Below are 19,499 nucleotides of genomic sequence, written 5' to 3' on the forward strand. Positions count from 1 at the left end.
ATAGTGTCGCGCGACAAAACCGCCGGGAGATAAACCATGCCTGACGTCCTGCCGCTGGACCGCCGCCGCCTGATGGCCTTGGGCGCATCGGGCGCCGCGGCTGTGATCCTGCCGGGGTGCGCGACTATGACGGCTGCATCTCCGCGCCAGTCGGTATGGACCTTCGATCGCCTGACCGACATCGGGGGGATCGAAACCCGTGTCGAGGGCGCGCCGAGCCTGACCGACAGTCCCTTCGGCCAAGCGGTTCAGTTCGACGGCGTGGACGACGCGCTGTTCATCGATCAGCATCCGCTGGCCGGGGCCGAGACCTTCACTTTCGAGGCCCTGTTCCGACCCGACGGCGGCGCCTTCGAGCAACGCTGGTTTCATCTCGCCGAAGAGGCGCCGGCCGGTCAGCCGCCGTCGCAAACGCGCTTTCTGTTCGAGATCCGCGTGGTTCAGGACCGCTGGTACCTGGACGCCTTCACGCGCGGGCTCGGCTACAACCACACCCTGATCTTCCCCGAGCGGCTCCATCCGTGCGGACAGTGGTTCCACGTCGCGCAAACCTTCGACGGCGCCTTGTACCGGGCCTATGTCGATGGTGTTCTGCAGGGCGAACATCCCGTGCCGTTCAAGCCGCAAGGGCTAGGCCGCGCCTCGGTCGGTTGCCGCATCAACCGCGTGAACTACTTCAAGGGCGCATTGCGTCAGGCCCGCTTCACCCACGCCGCCCTGCCGCCTGAACGGTTCACACGGGGCTAAAGCAGCCGGCCGCCCGCTTCATGCGCCAGCAGCCAGCGTTTGCGCTCTAGTCCGCCCGCATAGCCGGTCAGCGTCCCGTTCGCTCCGATCACGCGATGGCAGGGAACGATGACGCCGATCGGATTGGCGCCGTTGGCCAGGCCCACGGCCCGGACGGCATTTGGCGCGCCGATGGCCGTTGCAAGTTGGCCGTAACTGCGCGTCTCTCCGGCTGGAATGTCGCGCAGGGCCTTCCACACCACGCGCTGAAACTCGGTGCCACCGGTCTTCACCTCGACACTGTCGAAGGCGGTCAGGTCGCCGCCGAACCAGTCCTCGACCGCCTGGCGCACCGACTGCGGCGCCCGGCCTTCGGTCAGCACGACCTGGCCATAGTGGCGGCGCAACAGCAACCGCAGCCGCGCCTCATAGTCGTGGAAATCAAGCGCCCGCACCGCGCCGTCGGCGTCGGTGACGATTAGCACCTCGCCTACGGGGGACGGGAGGCGATCCAGGGTCAAATGCATGTCAGGCTGCTTGGTCATCTCGCCGCTCCTCGCTCGGGGCCCAATACAGTGCGCCATAGGCCCGCCACGGCCGCCATCGCTCGGCGCGCGCCAGCAGCACGGCGTCCGTCGTCGCCAGCCGGTCGCTGGGCGCATCCTCGCCGGCGTCGATCCAGTCGCCCGCAAGTCGCAACCCCGGGCTGGCCCTGAGTGTGGCGTGCAGAACGGGATCGGCCGACAGATCGCGCGTGATCGCCTCGGGGTCGGCGGCGAGGTCGAACACGCGTCGCACCCGCGCCAGCACGCCCGGCAAGGCTTTCAGATTGTCGATTCGCGCCTCGACCGCCGCCTTGCCAGGCCGGGAGTGGCGAACCGTCACCGCACCATCGGTGTCGTCCACCTCCAATCGAAGCCGCCGCGTCCAGGCGCCGTCCAGCACGGTCTCGTCCGCGACATCGCGTATCGCCAACGCCGACATCATGGCGGGCCAGTCATAGGGCGCACGGTAGGATAGGCCGATCCGGATCACCCCGCCCGCTTCGGCTTCGACCTTGCGGCGCCGCAGGTCCGACGGTGCGCGACGATAAAGGGCCAGAAACGTCTCGTTGAATCGTCGCACGCTGCCGAAGCCCGACGCCATCGCCACCTCAGCCATCGACAGGTCGGTCTCGTGGATCAACTGTTTGGCCAGGAGGACGCGCCGGGTCTGGGCCACGCTGACCGGGGCCGCGCCCAGATGCTGGCGGAAAAGGCGGCGCAGCTGTCGCTCGCCCATGCCCAGCCGTGTCGCCAGTGCGTCCGTGTCGCCGACATCCAATGCCCCCGCCTCGATCAGCGCCAGGGCCCGGCTGACAGTGTTGGACGTGCCGCGCCAGGCGCCCATTTCCGGCGCCGTCTCGGGCCTGCACCGCAGACAGGCCCGCAAGCCCGCCGCCTCCGCCGCCGCGGCGCTGGGGTGAAAGACCACATTCTCGCGCTTCGGCGTCCGCGCCGGGCAGACCGGCCGGCAGTAGATCCCCGTCGAGGTCACGCCGGTGAAGAAACGCCCGTCGAAACGGGCGTCCCGCGCCACGACGGCGCGCCAGCAGGCCTCCTGATCCAAAAGCTGATCCATGCCCGCAGGATGCGCCGCCCGCCCGACGATGTCTCGCGGTTTTCGGACATGGATCGGATCATTCTCTCAGGAAGAACAAGGCCTCCACCGTCGTGTCCAAGGCCCGGGCGAGTTCAAGGGCCAGAACGGTCGAGGGCACGAATACGCCGTTCTCGACCGTATTGATGGTCTTGCGCGAGACGCTGGCCTTGTCGGCCAACCCCTGCTGCGTCAGGCCTGCGGCGGTGCGCGCCTCCTTCAGCCGCGAGCCGAGCCTGGGATCACCCATCGCGACCGGCCTCGCGATCCAACCAGGCGAACCGCAGGCCCGCCGACGCCCCGCCCAGCGCCAAGACATAGGGCAGGGCCAGCACGCCATAGTCCGCGCGCCATAGACCCAGACCCAGCGCCACGGTCACCCCGCCCATCAGCACGACAAAGGCCAGGATCATTGATCGCGCCCGCAGAACTTGCGTCAACTCGTCTTCCATCAAGCGGCGGTTCTTCTGCGCGTTCCAATCCCAGCCCATGACGAGCACAGGGATCAGCCAGCCGTACAGAACCGGCAGCAGGATCTGCACATAGGCGCCCAGGTTGTGGTCGCCGCCCAGGACCCTCTGCATGGCCAGATGCGCCTGAGCCATGAAGAGCAGCAGCACCAACGGATAGAGGACCAGCTGTTGCGTACGCCCCCGCTGCAGCTTTTCGCGGCGTGCGCCGTCCCGGCTCTCCGCCACATCGATCGGCTGTCCGGGGCGGCCGCACCAGGCCATCATGGCTCCGATGAGCATCAGCCCGAAACCGAAGCCGGCCGCCACGCCCGCGGTCGTCGCCTGATCGCCCTCTGTTCCATGCACGAGCGCGAAACCCGCTCCGCCGGCCAGGGCGGCGGCGCCGATGACGAGCAGGGCGACGCCGCCCCACCAGTATCGACGCCGGCTCGACTGCACCCGCATAACAGCGGCGTTTTCGTCCTTGTTCACGACTTCCTCCTGAAGTAACCTTGAGGTGACATATCACCTATAGGTTACACGCCGTCAAGAGGAGACGTCGCCTTATCGACCGACGACCAGTCGCGCCGCCGCCCGGATGACCCGCACCACCTCTGCGGCGAAGGCCCAGACCACCACGACCATCAGGATCGTCGCCACCCCGCCGACATCGTCGCCTGAGCGGCCGATGAGGACCCGAATCCGATCCACGAAATCGGTGACGCTGCCGACCCAGATCAGCGGCGACAGCGCCGACCAGAACCAGACCCACAGCAGGCCCCACGCAGCGGCGATACCGAGCGCCAGATCGCCCAGCGCCGTGACCCGCACATTGCCGCCCGACGCCGCTCGCATCAGGTCGAAGCCAATGCGGCAGGCAGCGAACAGAGCGACCGGCCAATAGGCGACCCGCACCATTTCGGCCAGGATGCGCCCGTAGTCGACGCTGTCGACAACGCCGGCCAGTTCCTCCGGCCGGATCGGCGCCACCTGCAACAGGCCCGTCCACCACAGCAGCACCACGGTCCAGCCGATGGCGCTGGCCACCGCACGCGCTACGGGCGACATCTCGGCGCTCTTGCGCACGGCGCGGCCCGACTTGGCTTGCCCCGCGCTTCCGCCCGACCAATTGCCGTTCGCCAGCTTCTGTCCCCACTGCTCGGCGTCGAAATCGCCGCCCAGTTCGAACAGGCCCAGGTCCTTGACGCGCCATTTGGCGATGAAGTCCGGCCTCTTCGACTGACGCTCCAGCACGAAGCCGACGGCGCTCAGCAAGCCGACGACCGTGATCGCGCCGCTGATCAGGCTGGAGATCCCCTGCCCGATCGCCTGGCCCACATAGACGTCGCCGACCAGGACCCGCACCGCCAGGCCGATCAGGGTGACGGCCGCCATCACCGTCAGCCCGACCTTCAGCCCGAACATCCACCACGGATAGAGCTCAGGCCCGATCAACGCCTGCGGTCCAGGGCGGTAACGCGCCGCCACGCTCAGCGGATGACCGACCTCGCGCAGCAGGCCCTCGATCTCGTCGTCGGTGGGCGCCCGCCCCAGCCGGGCCTCTAGCGCCTCCAGACGCCCCATGATCTCGTCGCGCAGCTCGGCGACGAGGTCTTCGCGGTTGCCCTTCGGCAGCTGGGCCGCCACGGCCTTCAGATAACGTTCGACCAGGTCCATGCCGGTCTCTCCCTCTTTCCCGGTGTTCACAGCATCTTCTCCAGCGAAGCCGACAGGCCGCGCCATTCCACGGCGAGCCGTTCCAGCATCGCCTCCCCGCGTGGCGACAGGCGGTAGAACCGCTTCTTGCGCCGCTCCTCCTCGCGCCATTCGCTGTCCAGCAACCCCTGGCTCTCCAGCCGGCGCAGCAGCGGATACAGGGTGCTCTCCTCCATCTCGACCCCGACCTCGCCCAGGGCGACCCGCAGCGAATAGCCGTATTGCTCGCGCCGCAGGCTGGCGAGCACGGCCAGGATCAACGACCCCCGCCTTAGCTCCAGCCGCAGACTCTCGAACAGCAGCGCCTCGTCGTTCTCGCTCACCCGCCACCTCCGTGCGTCACATAGTGTGTGGCGCACAGTGTATGGGACATACTGTGTGAGGGAGTCAAGCGGGGGCGTTGCTTTAGATCAAGCCGCCCCGCTACATTCGCGCCATTGGGGAGAGCGTAATGCGTCTGAGTTGGAACGAGATACGCGCTCGCGCGGCGAACTTCGCACGCGAGTGGGCCGACGCCTGTTACGAACGCGGCGAAACCCAGAGCTTTTACAACGACTTTTTCGAGGTCTTCGGCGTCAAGCGCCGCCTGGTCGCCACCTTCGAGGAGCCAGTCAAGAAGCTTGGCGAGCGCCAGGGCTTCATCGACCTGTTCTGGAAAGGCAAGCTGCTGGTCGAGCACAAGTCGGCCGGCCGCGATCTGGACCGCGCCCGCACCCAGGCGCTAGACTACTTCCCGGGTCTGAAGGACCACGAGCTTCCGCGCTACCTTCTGGTCTGCGACTTCCAGACCTTCCATTTGATCGACCTGGACACACGCGAGGAGACTCGGTTCGCCCTGGCGGATCTGCCCGATCATGTCGAGGCGTTCGGCTTCGTCGTCGGTATCGAAAAGCGTATCTTCAAGGATCAGGACCCGGTTAACGTCGTCGCCGCCGAGTTGATGGGCAAGCTTCACGACGCGCTGAAGGCATCCGGCTATGACGGCCATCCGCTGGAACGGCTGCTGGTGCGCCTGCTGTTCTGCCTGTTCGCCGACGACACCGGGATCTTCGATCAGCTGGGCCTGCTGGAGACCTACATTCAGGACCGCACGGCCGAGGACGGCTCGGACCTGGGCCCCAAGCTGATCCACCTGTTCCAGGTGCTGAACACTCCGACCGACAAGCGGCAGAAGAGCCTGGACGAGGATCTCAACCGCTTCCCCTACATCAACGGCGACCTCTTCGCCGAGGTTCTGCCCATCCCCGACTTCGACCGGGCCATGCGCGAGCGCTTGCTGGAGGCCTGCGGCTTCTCTTGGCAGAAGATTAGCCCGGCCATATTCGGCGCCCTGTTCCAGTCAGTGATGAACGCCAAGGAACGCCGTCAGAAGGGCGCCCACTACACCACCGAAAAGAACATCCTGAAGGTCATCGAGCCGCTGTTTCTCGACGACCTGCGCGGCGAGCTGGCGCGCATCCTCCATCTTAAGCGCGGCCGCGACGCAGCCCTGCGCGCCTTCCAGAACAGACTGGCGGGCCTCAACCTGTTCGACCCCGCCTGCGGCTGCGGCAACTTCCTGATCATCGCCTATCGCGAACTGCGCCTGCTCGAGATCGCGGTGCTGAAGGCGCTATATCCCTCGGGCCAACTGGACCTGGAGGCCGCTGCCCTTTCCAAGGTCGATGTCGATCAGTTCTACGGCATCGAGATCGATGAGTTCCCCGCCCGCATCGCCGAGACGGCCATGTGGATGATGGACCACATCATGAACAACCGCCTGAGCCAGGAGTTCGGCCAGGTCTTCGCCCGCATCCCGCTGAAGGCCTCGGCCCATATCGTCCACGGCGATGCCTTGGAGGTGGACTGGACGACTGTCCTGCCGCCCGAACGGTGCAGCTATGTGCTCGGCAATCCACCGTTTCTGGGCGCCAAGGTTCAGTCCGACGCGCAGCGCGAACAGGTCCGTCGCATCGCCGCCCTCGGCAAGTCCGGCGGCACGCTGGACTTCGTCGCCGCCTGGTTCATCAAGGCAGGCGCCTACGTGCAGGGATCACGCGCGAGCATCGGCTTCGTCTCGACCAATTCGATCACCCAGGGCGAACAGGTCGCCCAACTGTGGCCCATCCTGTTCGACCGCTACGGGCTGGAGATCGCCTTTGCTCACCGCACCTTCAACTGGGGCTCAGACGCGCGCGGCAAGGCCCATGTCCACGTCGTCGCCATCGGCCTAACCCGCCGCGACGACGAGCCGGCCGAGAAGCGGCTGTTCAGCTATCCCGACATCAACGGTGAACCGGAGGAGAGCCGGCACGCGGCGCTATCGCCCTATCTGTTCGACGCGTCGAGACTGGCGGATCGGCATCTGGTGGTGCGGGAAGCCAGTGCCCCGTCGAACGGTTTGCCGCGCCTGAAGACCGGCGTTCAGATGATAGACAATGGCATTCTCACGTTCACAGATGATAATAAGAACGCCTTCGTTGCAGCCGAACCCGGGGCCGAACAGTACTTCAAGAAGTTCTTGGGCGGCGACGAGTTCATCAACGGATTCCACCGTTGGATTTTATACCTTCGCCATGCGGCGCCATCAGATCTGCGAGGCTTACCGCTAACCCAGGACCTGGTCCGCAAGGTTCGCGCTTACCGCGCGGCGAGTTCACGAGCCAGCACGGTTAAGTTGGCCGACTATCCGACAAGGGTTGGCGTCGATGAACGCCTAGGAGAGAACTTTCTCGTCATTCCTAACACCAGCTCGGAACGACGAGATTACGTGCCCATTGGCTGGCTCACACCGGAAGTGATCGCAAACCAGAAGCTGCGTATTCTGCCAGCTGCAGCCCCTTGGATGTTTGCTGCAGTCACCAGTCGGATGCACATGGCTTGGATGCGGGCGATTACGGGACGCCTCGAGAGTCGCTACATGTATTCGGTCAGCGTCGTCTACAACGCCTTCCCCTGGCCCACTCTCACCGATGCAGAAAAAGTCAGGCTCGACGCCCTCGCCCAGGCGGTCCTCGACGCCCGCGCCGCCTATCCCGATGCAACCCTGGCGGACCTGTATGACCCCGACGTCATGCCCGCCGACCTTCGCAAGGCCCACCGCGCGCTCGACCTGGCGGTGGACCGCCTCTATCGCAAGGCGCCATTCGAAAGCGACCGCGAGCGGGTCGAGCATCTGTTCATGCTGTACGAGAAGATGACCGCCGGCCTGCTGGCCAAGCCCGATAAGCCCAAACGCCGCAAGAAGGCCGACGCCTGATGGCCACCATCGCTGACGTTCCAGCCTATCACCTGTTCATGTGGCCGATCGTCGAGCGGCTGCGGGCCAAAGGCCGCTCCATGACGATCGAGGAGATGGTTGACGACGTCGCGACCTACATGGGCCTGTCGGACGAGGCGCGGGCCGTCACCCACGGCAAGTGGCAGGAGAACGCCGTCGCCTATCGCATGGCCTGGGCGCGCAGCTATCTGAAAAAGATGGGCGCCCTTGTGAACAGCGAGCGGGGCGTCTGGACCCTGACACCCAAGGGCGCCGCCATGACCGAGGCGGAGATCGCTGGGATCAAACAGGCCGTTCAGAAGCTCGGCGCCGCCGAGCGTGCGGCGAACGCCGCGTTGGCCTCAGCCGTGGAAGATGACCCCGTGCCGGCTGATGTTGGAGCCGACGACTGGAAGGACCGCCTGATGGCCCTCCTGCTCGCGCTGGAGCCGGCCGCCTTCGAACGCCTATGCCAGCGCCTGTTGCGTGAGTTTGGCTTCATCAAAGTCGAAGTCACTGGCAAGTCGGGCGACGGCGGCATCGACGGGACGGGCGTGCTGCGGGTCAATCTGCTGTCCTTCCACGTCCTGTTCCAGTGCAAACGTTATTCCGGCTCGGTCGGCGCCGGGGCGGTCCGCGACTTCCGCGGCGCCATGGTCGGGCGGACCGACAAGGGATTGATCATCACAACCGGAACCTTCACCGCCGATGCGCGACGCGAGGCCACGCGCGATGGGGCGCCCGCCATCGATCTGGTGGATGGTGATGCCCTGTGCGATCTGCTTAAGGATCGCCGCTTGGGCGTGACCGTCGAAATGGTCGAACAGGTCACCGTGAACGAGGCCGCCTTCGCAGGCTTCTGACGGTCCGCAACCCTTGCGGTCGTGCGGCGCTATGGCGAGAGACCTCCTCACGCACTAAGTTCTGTTCATGAACCGTTCTTCGACGCCGAAGCCCGCCGCCGCCAAGCCGGCCAAGCCCGTTCATGTGCCCAATCCGGGGGTGCAGGAGGCGTCGGCGGCCTTCATCCGCGATACGGGCAAGATGCCGATGTTCGCCCCGGTCGCCGGGCCGCGCCTGACGCCGGAGGAGCCGGTCGCCGCGCCCGCCGACTGGGTGCCGCACCGCCCCTCGCACGAAGGCAAGAAAAAGGGCGGCCGCTTCCGGCTGGAGACCAAATACACGCCCGCCGGCGACCAGCCCGCCGCCATCGCCGAACTGGTGGCACAAGCGCAAGCCGGGGACCGCGACCAAGTGCTGCTGGGCGTCACCGGCTCGGGCAAGACCTTCACCATGGCCAAGGTCATCGAACAGACCCAGCGCCCGGCCCTGATCCTGGCGCCGAACAAGACGCTGGCGGCCCAACTCTATTCCGAATTCAAATCGTTTTTTCCCGATAACGCGGTCGAATACTTCGTCAGCTACTACGATTACTACCAGCCAGAAGCTTATGTCCCGCGTACGGATACGTACATTGAGAAGGACTCAAGCATTAATGAGCAGATCGACCGGATGCGGCACTCGGCGACGCGAGCGATACTAGAACGCGAAGATGTCATCGTCGTGGCGTCGGTGTCCTGCATCTACGGCATTGGGTCGGTTGAGACCTATACGGCGATGACGTTCACGCTGAAGGTGGGGGACCAGATCGACGAGGCGAAGCTGCGGGCGGATCTGATCGCGCTACAGTACAAACGCAACGACCTGAACTTCGACCGGGGGATGTTCAGGAAGCGGGGCGATGTGATCGAAATCTTCCCGGTCCACCTGGAAGATCGGGCGTGGCGGATCAGCCTGTTCGGGGACGAGCTGGAGGCCATCCAGGAGTTCGATCCGCTGACGGGCAAGAAGACGGCCGATCTGAACGAGATCACCGTCTATGCGGCCAGCCACTATGTGACCCCGCGCCCGACGCTGAACCAGGCGGCCGCCGGCATCAAGGCGGAGCTGAAGGAGACGCTGGACTGGATGGTCGAGAACGGCAAGCTGCTGGAGGCCCAGCGGCTGGAGCAACGCACGCGGTTCGACCTGGAGATGATGGAGGCCACCGGCAGCTGCGCCGGCATCGAGAACTACAGCCGCTGGCTGACCGGCCGCGCGCCGGGCGAGCCGCCGCCGACCTTCTTCGAATACATCCCCGACAACGCCCTGCTGTTCGTGGACGAGAGCCACGTCACCATCGGCCAGATCAACGGCATGTTCCGGGGCGACTACCGCCGCAAGTCGACGCTGGCGGAATACGGCTTCCGCCTGCCCTCCTGCATCGACAACCGCCCGCTGAAGTTCGAGGAATGGGAGGCCATGCGCCCCCAGACGGTTCACGTGTCAGCCACCCCCGGCCCGTGGGAGATGGAACAGGCGGGCGGCGTCTTCGTCGAACAGGTCATCCGCCCCACTGGCCTGATCGACCCGCCGGTCGAGATCCGCCCCGTCTCGGGCAAGACCCGCAACCAGGTCGACGACGTCATCGACGAGGTCAAGGCGACGACGGCCAAGGGCTATCGCAGCCTGGTCACCACCCTGACCAAGAAGATGGCCGAGGACCTGACCGAATATATGCATGAACAGGGCATCCGCGTCCGCTACATGCACTCCGACGTCGACACGCTGGAGCGGATCGAGATCCTGCGCGACCTGCGGCTGGGGACGTTCGACTGCCTGATCGGCATCAACCTGCTGCGCGAGGGGCTGGACATCCCCGAGTGCGGCCTGGTCGCCATCCTGGATGCGGACAAGGAGGGCTTCCTGCGCTCGGAGACCTCATTGATCCAGACCATCGGCCGCGCCGCGCGCAATGTGGACGGCCGCGTCATCCTGTACGCCGATCGCATGACCGGCAGCATGGAACGCGCCATCGCCGAGACCGACCGCCGCCGCGAACGCCAGGTCGCCTACAACACCGAACACGGCATCACGCCCGAAACGGTCAAGCGCGACATCAAGGAGATCATGGACAGCCCCTATGAGTCGCGCGAGATGGATCGCCTGACCAAGCCGGGCGTGGCCGAAGCCTCCAAACCCTTCGTCGGCTCCAACTTCCAGGCCGCCCTGCGCGACCTGGAAGGCCGCATGCGCGAGGCCGCCTCCAACCTGGAGTTCGAGGAAGCCGGCCGCCTGCGCGACGAGATCAAGCGCATGAAGCTGATGGACCTGGAGTTCGCCAACGAAGCCCTGACCGGCGCCGGCGAAGCCGTCGACAAGACCGCGCCGAAGCGGTGGCGGGCGGAGGCGGCGGCGGAGGCGCAGGAGCGGTTCAGGAAGGGGCGGTTATAGAGTACGCAAACTTCAAGATGCGCTATCTCAATGATATGCTAAGGATTAGCCAAGACTGCAAAATGACGAGGGGGAATCATGAACAATCAAGTTGTTGGCAGAGAAGCAATCCTCGCATCGGTATCCGAGGGTAAAGTTCTCAATTTCAACGAGGCTCAAACCCGGCACCGCATAATAGACCCTATAATATTTGGTATTTTGGGCTGGAACCATGACGAGGTTACAGTTGAGGAGCGTTTGGATGAAGACGGCAACACAAGTTATATAGACTATTTTTTTCGCACTGCTCAGATTTCACTTTTAGTGGAGGCAAAGCGCATTAACTCGCTTTTTTCCTTTAGCACTGCGAATCGTCGCATGCCGTTGAAGGGAAGCTGGCTTAAAGGTCCCGTCGGCAACGCCGTCGTTCAGGCAAGAGACTACGGACGTTCCCGGTCAGTCGGATTCTGCGCTGCGACTAATGGTGATGCTTGGGTGATATTCCCTATTAACCGTACGGACGGGGTCACATTTGAAGACAGCCACGCCCTTGTATTTCAAGACGCGAAATCGGCTCTTAATTATGATTTTGACGAATTTTCCGATGCACTTTCTCGTGATTCTGTAATCGACGGATCGCTAGAACGTCTATTACTTGGCGGAGAAAACAACCAAACTGACACTAGGCGACTAAACCAGATTTACGATCAGTCGTTTTCGAGTCTGAGTCGTACGCCGTTATTTAAGCACATCGAAGCTGAGATTGCGACAGCATTTAGCGACGAGCTATTAGCAGACAACCCAGAAACACTCAGCAAAGTCTACGTCACAACGTCAGAACGCACACGATTTGACGAACGCATCGGCATGACAGTTCGTCGTCGTGACCAGGTATTAAAGCACGCCCCGATAAAACCTTTGTCCGCGGGAGGCTTGAGCAAAGCATCAACTCGGATCGAGTCCATCAAGGTTGCTACAAGGCCTGCGATTATTCTCACACTAGGACTAGTTGGCGCAGGTAAAACCACGTTTCTCAATCATTTGAGGAACGTGAGTGCTGCGAATTATTTCTCCGACGAGAGAGATGGCAAAGCGATTTGGGTTCAATGTGATTTTAAGGACTTTTCCCAATTTCAAAGCCCACGGGAATATTTGCTTGACCGTGTCCTTGAGTATGCAACATTTTCTAGCAGACTGAATTCTTACGAGCATTTTGTCTCAAAGGCATACGCTCGGGATGTCGAAGCTATGAAGCGTGGCCCCCTATCGCTCATAGCTAAAAATAAAGATGCAGTTTCTCAAGCGATCTATGCAAAAATTAGCGATGATATGCGCGACAAATCCCCGTATGTTGAGAAAGTTTTCTCGCATGCCTCAGCGCTAACACCTGTTTTTATCGTGATCGATAACGTCGATCAGATTACTGACCCTCAGATTCAAGAATCTATATTTCTTGAGTCTTTGTCTTTTGCCAGGCGTGTCGGCGCTAATCTCATTCTCTCCATGAGAGATTATACCTATGTCAAGAATCGAAACTCGCCCGTTTTCGATGCATTTGATATAGACGCGATATATATTGACGCCCCACCCGTGCCCGCCGTCTTAGCCGCACGTTTTCGATTTGCTGAACAACTTGTATCTGGTCAGTCTGTAGACGATTTCACTTCAAGGGGTCATCGCGTTCATATTGATGATGCTGCCACGATCGTATCGCTTTTGCGAGGAAGCGTACTTGGCACTGAGGTCGGTCGGGTAATAGAATTGGCCTCAGCAGGTGATATTAGACTAGCCCTGAGAATGACCCGAAACTTTTTGCAGTATGGTTATGCTTCCTCTGTAGAAAAATACATGCGATTTAGGTCGCAAGATCGGATAACATTTGCCACGCACGAGGCCATCCGAGCGATAATGCTCGGCAACAGCGTGATATACAGAGACGATCTATCATCGTTTGTAAATCCGTTTGACGCTAAACTTGGTAGATCAGAATCCCAATTCCTTCGGATTTATGTCATATCGGCCTTCGTCAATCTTGCCTCAGACAGTGGTTTCTCAGGACTAGAAGCTGTTGATATCATAAGAAACCTGGAGAAGTTAGGATTTAGCGAACGAATTACCACTCAGGTAATAAACGACCTTATCGACGCTCGGGTTATATTTACACAATCGCAACAACCCTATAGTCGTGATGCTATATTAGTCCCGAATCGTCTTGCTGGTTACATCGTAAGGGATTTATTGTATACATTCGTATATCTCGAAACTACTCTGTATGATACTTTTATTTATGACGACGCCGCTTGGACTACGATAAGAGAGGCTTTCAAGAACATATATGCTGAACGGAATGCGCTTAATCGACTTAGATACAGAAAAGTTGCGGTACAGGCGTTTTATGATTTTTGTGCTGAAGGTTTCGCTCGGTTATCGTTGCAGGCTCAAAATGTCGGGCTTAGCCCGGCTTGGCAGGTGAACCCGCTAGAGCGGGGGCGAGCGACGTTTAACGAAAACCTGACGCGCGTCATGCGCTCTGGCAAGCGTTCGCAGTCGAAAGATCAAGCAGACCTGACAGAAACACCGCGTATGCTTTAACGCGGCTAACCTACATCGCCCCCCGATACATGAGCGCTTCAAAGCATTGTGGCGGAGTTTTGTGCCTTCGTGTCGGCGGTCACAACTCATCCAGCGTCTTGTCCCACTCCTCCATTGTGATGGTCCCGCGCGGCTCGCCAACATAGAGGTCGATCCCCTTCGAGATGCGGCGGTCCTGTTCACGTTCGATGACGGGGTCGAGGCCGGCGGCGCGGAGTTGGTCCTCGAGGGCGGCGATGCGGCGGTCCAGCTGGACGCGGCGGGCCAGTTGGGCGTGGCCCCATTCGGTGTTGGCGCGCTCCAGCTTCTGCTTCGCCTGCCAGTATTGGCCGCGCAGTTCCCAGTCGCTCTTGTCGCTGGTGTTCATGGCGAAGCGGTTCTCGGCCTCGGCCTCATTGGTCAGGATGTCGAAGACCAGTTGCAGAGGGGCATTTTTCACCGTCAGGCGGGTGGCGCGGCCGGGGCCGTCGCGGTCGGCCAGTTTGCGATAGGTCTCGGCCAAGGCCGCCAGGGCGCGGGCCTGGGCGAAGTCCTGGGCGTGCAGGGCGCGGCCCGAGGCCTGGGCGGCGGCGCGGGCGAGAGCCGCAGGATCATTGGGGTCGTCGGGCGACAGGTCGGCCGCGTCGTCTGGCGACAGGGGCTGGGGCGCGGGGGTCGCGGCCTCGCTGCGCGGATGGCGGGACCAGCCCTCCTTCGTCGCGCGGGCGCGGATGGAGGCCTCGGTCACATCGTGGCGAGCGGCGACGGTCTTGGCGTCGAGGCCGGACAGATAGTCCTGTCGGACCTGGGTCCAGACCTCGGGCGGTTTGATCTTGTAGCGGCGTTTTTCCATGCGGACATTATGGGGCGGTCTCTACCCCAGGCCGGGAGAAGGCCGATTTTCGAGGCTAGAGATTTGATTTTCCACATCGCGAGATGTCAGGGGTCACCCGCCCGCTGTGCATGAGGCGCGGGTGCGACCGATGATGACGCAGGGGCGTGCGACACCCCTGTCCCATGAGCCAGGGCATACATCGCAAGATTCGGCCGGACGCCGTCTGGGCCGAGGTCAGGAAGGCGTGGGAGGACGGCGAGACCGCGCGGTCGGTCGCCGCACGCTATGACGTCGGGGTGCACGCCCTGTGGAAGCGGCGCGAGGCGGAAGGCTGGAAACGGCCCGAGCCGACGCAGGCGCCGATCGAGCCGGCCGAGGGCTGGGACCGGCATATCCAGGCGCGGCGCGACGCCTTCAACGCCCAGCTGGAGGATGCGCGGTCGCTGGCGGAATGTCTGGCGGCGGCGATGACGGACGAGCGGCTGAGCCAGGCGCCGCACTGGCATATTCCGTGGCTGTATCACTGGCGCGCGACGCATCTGGGGCCCGAGGCGACGGCGCGGGACCGGGCGCGGGCCATAGAGACGGGCCAGCCGTGGGCCGAGCGGTTCTGGGACGCGGACGGGGCGCTGAAGCCGCTGGCGTGGCTGGATCTGGAGATGGCGCGGCTGCATCCCGAGGACTGGCGCGCGGCCATCGGCCTGCCCGACGGCCTGCCCGAGGCGGCGACGCGATACGCGCCCTGATGTGTGCGGCAGTTGACTTATCGGCGATAAGCGCCCATTTGCGCGGCGTCGCACACTCGCGATCTCCGGCGTCTCCAGCGCGTGTGGGTCCCCTTCGGACCTGTCTGTAGAAGCCGCCGGCCCCTCATATCCATTCGCTGCCCGGACACGCGGGGCGGCGCCCGATCCACCCCGCAGGCCTCCTCCCCGAGGCCCCGTCGGGACTGGCGGTGCGCGGCCCGACGGCGTCATGCCATGGCTGATAGCGCCCTGCCGCTACGCGAAAGATAGACTGCTGTGAGCACCACATTCGAATCCATGGGCCTGAACAAGGCCCTGCTGCAGGCCCTGGCCTCGACCGGCTATACCAAGCCGACCCCGATCCAGGAAAAGGCCATCCCCGACGTCATGGCCGGCAAGGACCTGTTGGGCATCGCCCAGACCGGCACCGGCAAGACGGCCGCCTTCGCCCTGCCGATCCTGCATCGCCTGGCCGAAAACCGCATCGCCCCCAAGCCCCGCACGACGCGCGTGCTGGTGCTGAGCCCCACGCGCGAGCTGGCCACCCAGATCGGCGACAGCTTCAAGGCCTATGGCGCGCACCTCGGCTTCCGGGTCGCGGTGATCTTCGGCGGCGTGAAATACGGCGCCCAGGAGCGGGCCCTGCAACAGGGTCTGGACATCCTGATCGCCGCGCCCGGCCGTCTGCTGGACCACATCCAGCAGAAGAACCTGGACCTGTCCTCGACCGAGATCTTCGTGCTGGACGAGGCCGACCAGATGCTGGACCTGGGCTTCATCAAGCCGATCCGCCAGATCGTGTCCAAGATCCCGGCCAAGCGCCAGAACCTCTTCTTCTCGGCGACCATGCCGTCCGAGATCGGCAAGCTGGCGGGCGAACTGCTGAAGGATCCGGTCAAGGTCCAGGTCACGCCGCAGTCGACCACGGTGCAGCGCATCAGCCAGTCGGTCGTCTATATCGAACAAGGCCGCAAACGCGCCCTGCTGACCGAGATGTTCAGCGATCCCGAATACACGCGCTGCCTGGTCTTCACCAAGACCAAGCACGGCGCCGACAAGGTCGCGGCCTATCTGGAAGCCGGCGGCGTCGAGGCCGGGGCCATCCACGGCAACAAGAGCCAGCCCCAGCGTGAACGCACGCTGGAAGCCTTCAAGAAGGGCAAGCTGCGCGTGCTGGTCGCCACCGACATCGCCGCGCGCGGCATCGATGTGGACGGCGTCTCGCACGTCGTGAACTTCGAACTGCCGCACGTGCCGGAATCCTATGTCCACCGCATTGGCCGCACCGCGCGGGCGGGCAAGGACGGCACGGCCGTCAGCTTCGTCGCCGGCGACGAGATGAAGCTGCTGCGCGACATCGAAAAGGTCACGCGCCAGAAGATCCCGGCCATCGACCGTCGTAACGATAAGGCCCTGGGCCAGCTGGACGCCACCATCATGGCCACCGGCGTGGGCAAAAAGGCGACCCTGCCCGAGCGCGAAGGCGGCGAGCGTAACGAGGGCGGCCAGGGACGAGGCGGCCGCGGCCGTCGCGCGCCGCACCGCGAGGGCGTGCGTCCAGAAGGCGGCGGCCAGCCGCACCGCCAGCGTCGCAACCGCCCGGGCGAAACCCCGGCGGCCCCGCGTCCCGAGCGCGCCTACAACCCCCTGGCCGGCGAGCGCGTGCCCTCGATCAACGACAACGTCAAACCGGCCGAAGGCGAAATGAAGCGCCGCCCCCGTCGCCGCCCGTCGAACGGCGGCAAGGGCTACGGCGGCGCCGCCAAGGGCTGATCTAGATCCTCCCCCGTGAAGCGCAGCGAAACGGGGGAGGGGGACCGCGAAGCGGTGGAGGGGGCGAACGCCGCATGGCGGGAAACGTCGGACATCGCGCCCGTTTCCGCCCCCTTCCACCCCGCTTCGCGCGGTCCCCCTCCCCCGCTACGCGGTGGAGGAATAAAAAACGGCGGCTCCTGCGAAGGAGCCGCCGTTCTCATTTCAGCCGAGGCTTAGCGGAACTTAGAAGTTCCAGGTCGCGCCCAGCGAGAAGCCAACGCCCGAGCCTTGCGCTTCGCCGCGCAGGTTCGAGACGACCAGGCCGTTGCCATAGACGTCGCGCGTGTCGTTGATCGTCGCGGTGTCGATGTCGATGTAGGTCACGGCGCCGTCGAAGGTCATCGAACCGATCGTCTTGGACAGACCGGCGGCGTAGAGCCAGCGGTCGCCGTCCGGGATACGGGCGGTGCGGTGATCGTCCGGCGTCGGGGTCGGGTCGTAGCCCAGACCGGCGCGGAAGGTCATCGACGGATCGATCTTGTAGTCGAAGCCGATCGCGCCGGTGGTGACGTCGTCATAGTCCTGAACGATGGTCGAGCCGCCACCGGTGTAGGCGACGCGGATGGCGTCGAACTCGCTCCAGCCGATCTGGTTGACCTGGGCGTTCAGGGTCAGGCGATCGTTGACGGCGTAGCGGGCCGAGACGGTGGCGTACCAGGGCGTGGTGAAGGAGGCGCCGCCATCGGTCGAGACGTTTGCGCCGGCCAGGACGCCGGTCAGGCCCGAGATGTTCACCGAGCCTTCCAGTTCGTGCTCGATCTTGGAGCGGTACGACAGACCGAGGTCCAGCTTCCCGAAGTGCATCTGGGCGCCGGCGTTCCATCCGTAATCCCAGCCGTCGCCTTCCAAGTGGTTGCGACCGTCGGTGGACGGCGAGACGACATAGGCGGGCGACAGGACGGCCGGGATCGGCACGTTCGGCAGGGCCGACGACAGGGTCGCCTTGGCGTATTGGGCGTCGAAACCGGCGCCGATGTCCAGCCAGTCTGTGACCGTCATGGCGGCGACCAGGCTGACGTTGGCCGAGCGCAGTTCCGACGTCAGGGCGTCGTAGCGAGCGAAGTCGGTCGGCTCATATTTGGTGGTGAAGTTGTAGGGCGCCTGGACGGCCAGGCCGACGTTGAAGCGGTCGCCGATCGGCATGGAGACGGCGAAGTTCGGCACGATGCCGCTTTCGACCACGTTGTGGACGTGCGGGTCGCCGTTGACGGGAGCCGAGCGGCTGACGACGCCGACGCCCGGAACCGGAACGTTGTAGGTCAGGCTCGAACCGGTGTTGTCGACGTCGGAGTCCAGGATCAGGCCGTGCATGCCGACATAGACTTCGCGCTGGGTACCAGCGATGGCGGCGGGGTTCCACCACAGCGACTGGACGCCCTTGTCGGCGCCGACGCCGGCGTTGGCGCGACCCTGGCCGCGGGTCGATTGTTCCTGGACATAGAAGGAGCCGGCCATGGCCGGGGCGGCGACGCCGGCCAGCAGGGCGGTCGTCAGGGCGATCCCGCCCATGCGGGCGAAGTTCCTGGAGGTCATTTCATACACCTAAGTAAGCGCCGGCCGCATTACGCGCGGTCGATCAGGGGAGGAGCCCTCTCAGCGTTCGCGGCGCGAAAGCGTTGCGGGCAAGGCCCCCATCGGACCGGAAACAGGCGAAACCGTGGCGCCCGAGCCGCACACGATCACGGCTTTGCGAGGTTACGCAGCGGCAACATCGATGCCCAGATTACGCAGTTCTGCGATCAAATCATGCGCCGCCGCATCGACCTGATCGGCGTTGCGGCCACGAATGACCAGCTGAGTTCCCATCTCGCCGACGCCGCCATGGCCGAATGGATAGCTGCCGAAGGACAGGTCGCGGCGCTGATTGGCCGCCGCCCGCAGCACATCGGCCACCGCCCCCTCGCCCACGCCGGTGACCTTCAAGGTCTGGGCATGAACGATCGCGCCGGTGCGCAGGTGCGGGGCCACATCCTCCAGCATCGCCTGCATGATCTTGGGCACGCCGGCCATGACGAAGACATTGCCGATCTGGAAGCCGGGCGCATCGGTGACCGGATTGGCGATCAGAACACCGCCTTCGGGGATGCGCGCCATGCGACGGCGCGCGGCGTTGAACTCGTCGCCATAGCGGCGCGACAGGATCGCCAGCGCGTCGGGATGTTCATGCAGGGCCACGCCGAAGGCGGCCGCCACGGCGTCGGCGGTGATGTCGTCATGGGTCGGACCGATGCCGCCGGTGGTGAAGACATAGTCCCAGCGTGAGCGGAGGGCGTCCAACGCCTCGACGATCCGGCCGTGATCGTCGCTGACGACCCGCGCCTCCATCAGGTCGATCCCCAACGCCGCCAGAAACCGGGCGATGGTGTTGGTGTTGGTGTCCTGGGTCCGGCCCGACAGGATTTCGTCGCCAATGACCAGCACGGCGGCGGTCGGGCCGGAACGGTCGGTGTCAGCGTCGGTCATGCGGGAATCCGGGGGCAGGCTTGAGGTTTCATGCTATAACGCCCATC

The 19,499-nt window shown here is 63.9% G+C and carries 16 protein-coding genes; 7 read left to right on the forward strand and 9 right to left on the reverse strand.

Going from position 1 to position 19,499, the window contains the following annotated elements:
• Positions 1 to 36: 36 nt before the first annotated feature.
• Positions 37 to 747: a LamG domain-containing protein gene (locus HNP47_RS09235; RefSeq protein ID WP_221415064.1), complete on the forward strand. Its 711-nt coding sequence runs from the start codon at positions 37 to 39 to the stop codon at positions 745 to 747.
• On the opposite strand, the gene HNP47_RS09240 is transcribed toward HNP47_RS09235, so the two are convergent.
• From HNP47_RS09240 to HNP47_RS09265, 6 genes are all read right to left on the reverse strand, one after another.
• Positions 744 to 1,271: a methylated-DNA--[protein]-cysteine S-methyltransferase gene (locus HNP47_RS09240; RefSeq protein WP_260394765.1), complete on the reverse strand. Its 528-nt coding sequence runs from the start codon at positions 1,269 to 1,271 to the stop codon at positions 744 to 746. The genes HNP47_RS09235 and HNP47_RS09240 overlap by 4 nt on opposite strands.
• A complete protein-coding gene (locus tag HNP47_RS09245) occupies positions 1,255 to 2,346 on the reverse strand; it encodes a bifunctional transcriptional activator/DNA repair enzyme AdaA (protein ID WP_184279324.1) in 1,092 nt (363 codons plus the stop codon). Before HNP47_RS09245 ends, HNP47_RS09240 begins: the two co-directional genes overlap by 17 nt.
• Before the next feature lie 58 nt (positions 2,347 to 2,404).
• Positions 2,405 to 2,614: a helix-turn-helix transcriptional regulator gene (locus HNP47_RS09250; protein ID WP_066623588.1), complete on the reverse strand. Its 210-nt coding sequence runs from the start codon at positions 2,612 to 2,614 to the stop codon at positions 2,405 to 2,407.
• Complete coding sequence (locus tag HNP47_RS09255) at positions 2,607 to 3,308, reverse strand: hypothetical protein (RefSeq protein ID WP_184279325.1); 702 nt, start codon at positions 3,306 to 3,308, stop codon at positions 2,607 to 2,609. Before HNP47_RS09255 ends, HNP47_RS09250 begins: the two co-directional genes overlap by 8 nt.
• Positions 3,309 to 3,380: 72 nt before the next feature.
• Positions 3,381 to 4,523 (reverse strand): hypothetical protein, encoded by a 1,143-nt coding sequence (locus tag HNP47_RS09260; protein ID WP_311770063.1) that lies wholly within the window; start codon positions 4,521 to 4,523, stop codon positions 3,381 to 3,383.
• The gene (locus HNP47_RS09265) at positions 4,520 to 4,855 is read right to left on the reverse strand and encodes a PadR family transcriptional regulator (RefSeq protein WP_091749647.1); all 336 of its coding nucleotides are present in this window, start codon (positions 4,853 to 4,855) and stop codon (positions 4,520 to 4,522) included. Before HNP47_RS09265 ends, HNP47_RS09260 begins: the two co-directional genes overlap by 4 nt.
• Positions 4,856 to 4,983: 128 nt before the next feature.
• Between HNP47_RS09265 and HNP47_RS09270 the strand changes: the two genes are divergently transcribed.
• The 4 genes from HNP47_RS09270 to HNP47_RS09285 all read left to right on the forward strand — a co-directional run bounded on the left by HNP47_RS09270 (position 4,984) and on the right by HNP47_RS09285 (position 13,614).
• Positions 4,984 to 7,770, forward strand: a complete 2,787-nt coding sequence (locus tag HNP47_RS09270; RefSeq protein ID WP_184279326.1) for a class I SAM-dependent DNA methyltransferase — start codon at positions 4,984 to 4,986, stop codon at positions 7,768 to 7,770.
• Complete coding sequence (locus HNP47_RS09275) at positions 7,770 to 8,633, forward strand: restriction endonuclease (protein ID WP_184279327.1); 864 nt, start codon at positions 7,770 to 7,772, stop codon at positions 8,631 to 8,633. Before HNP47_RS09270 ends, HNP47_RS09275 begins: the two co-directional genes overlap by 1 nt.
• A gap of 181 nt (positions 8,634 to 8,814) precedes the next feature.
• Complete coding sequence (uvrB, locus tag HNP47_RS09280) at positions 8,815 to 11,043, forward strand: excinuclease ABC subunit UvrB (RefSeq protein ID WP_260394811.1); 2,229 nt, start codon at positions 8,815 to 8,817, stop codon at positions 11,041 to 11,043.
• A gap of 78 nt (positions 11,044 to 11,121) precedes the next feature.
• On the forward strand, positions 11,122 to 13,614 hold the full coding sequence (locus HNP47_RS09285; protein ID WP_184279329.1) for a hypothetical protein: 2,493 nt from the start codon (positions 11,122 to 11,124) through the stop codon (positions 13,612 to 13,614).
• Between the two features lie 79 nt (positions 13,615 to 13,693).
• On the opposite strand, the gene HNP47_RS09290 is transcribed toward HNP47_RS09285, so the two are convergent.
• A complete protein-coding gene (locus HNP47_RS09290; RefSeq protein ID WP_184279330.1) occupies positions 13,694 to 14,446 on the reverse strand; it encodes a hypothetical protein in 753 nt (250 codons plus the stop codon).
• A gap of 164 nt (positions 14,447 to 14,610) precedes the next feature.
• Here HNP47_RS09290 and HNP47_RS09295 point away from each other — a divergent pair, with 164 nt between their 5' ends.
• A complete protein-coding gene (locus HNP47_RS09295) occupies positions 14,611 to 15,174 on the forward strand; it encodes a hypothetical protein (RefSeq protein WP_184279331.1) in 564 nt (187 codons plus the stop codon).
• Between the two features lie 276 nt (positions 15,175 to 15,450).
• Positions 15,451 to 16,947, forward strand: coding sequence for a DEAD/DEAH box helicase (locus tag HNP47_RS09300; protein ID WP_409360152.1), 1,497 nt, complete (start codon positions 15,451 to 15,453; stop codon positions 16,945 to 16,947).
• Positions 16,948 to 17,172: 225 nt separating this feature from the next.
• On the opposite strand, the gene HNP47_RS09305 is transcribed toward HNP47_RS09300, so the two are convergent.
• Both HNP47_RS09305 and HNP47_RS09310 read right to left on the reverse strand, forming a co-directional pair.
• Complete coding sequence (locus tag HNP47_RS09305) at positions 17,173 to 18,522, reverse strand: OmpP1/FadL family transporter (protein ID WP_260394768.1); 1,350 nt, start codon at positions 18,520 to 18,522, stop codon at positions 17,173 to 17,175.
• 162 nt (positions 18,523 to 18,684) lie between these two features.
• A complete protein-coding gene (locus HNP47_RS09310) occupies positions 18,685 to 19,452 on the reverse strand; it encodes a competence/damage-inducible protein A (RefSeq protein WP_184279332.1) in 768 nt (255 codons plus the stop codon).
• Between the last annotated feature and the right edge of the window lie 47 nt (positions 19,453 to 19,499).

The organism is Brevundimonas vesicularis, from assembly GCF_014204545.1.
Classification (GTDB): Bacteria; Pseudomonadota; Alphaproteobacteria; order Caulobacterales; family Caulobacteraceae; genus Brevundimonas; species Brevundimonas vesicularis_B.

Bases quoted from the DNA above. Each gene is read 5' to 3' on its own strand.
- HNP47_RS09235 (WP_221415064.1), top strand. From the start codon at position 37: ATGCCTGACGTCCTGCCGCTGGACCGCCGCCGCCTGATGGCCTTGGGC.
- HNP47_RS09240 (WP_260394765.1), bottom strand. From the start codon at position 1,271: ATGACCAAGCAGCCTGACATGCATTTGACCCTGGATCGCCTCCCGTCC.
- HNP47_RS09245 (WP_184279324.1), bottom strand. From the start codon at position 2,346: ATGGATCAGCTTTTGGATCAGGAGGCCTGCTGGCGCGCCGTCGTGGCG.
- HNP47_RS09250 (WP_066623588.1), bottom strand. From the start codon at position 2,614: ATGGGTGATCCCAGGCTCGGCTCGCGGCTGAAGGAGGCGCGCACCGCC.
- HNP47_RS09270 (WP_184279326.1), top strand. From the start codon at position 4,984: ATGCGTCTGAGTTGGAACGAGATACGCGCTCGCGCGGCGAACTTCGCA.
- HNP47_RS09275 (WP_184279327.1), top strand. From the start codon at position 7,770: ATGGCCACCATCGCTGACGTTCCAGCCTATCACCTGTTCATGTGGCCG.
- uvrB (WP_260394811.1), top strand. From the start codon at position 8,815: ATGCCGATGTTCGCCCCGGTCGCCGGGCCGCGCCTGACGCCGGAGGAG.
- HNP47_RS09285 (WP_184279329.1), top strand. From the start codon at position 11,122: ATGAACAATCAAGTTGTTGGCAGAGAAGCAATCCTCGCATCGGTATCC.
- HNP47_RS09290 (WP_184279330.1), bottom strand. From the start codon at position 14,446: ATGGAAAAACGCCGCTACAAGATCAAACCGCCCGAGGTCTGGACCCAG.
- HNP47_RS09295 (WP_184279331.1), top strand. From the start codon at position 14,611: ATGAGCCAGGGCATACATCGCAAGATTCGGCCGGACGCCGTCTGGGCC.
- HNP47_RS09305 (WP_260394768.1), bottom strand. From the start codon at position 18,522: ATGACCTCCAGGAACTTCGCCCGCATGGGCGGGATCGCCCTGACGACC.
- HNP47_RS09310 (WP_184279332.1), bottom strand. From the start codon at position 19,452: ATGACCGACGCTGACACCGACCGTTCCGGCCCGACCGCCGCCGTGCTG.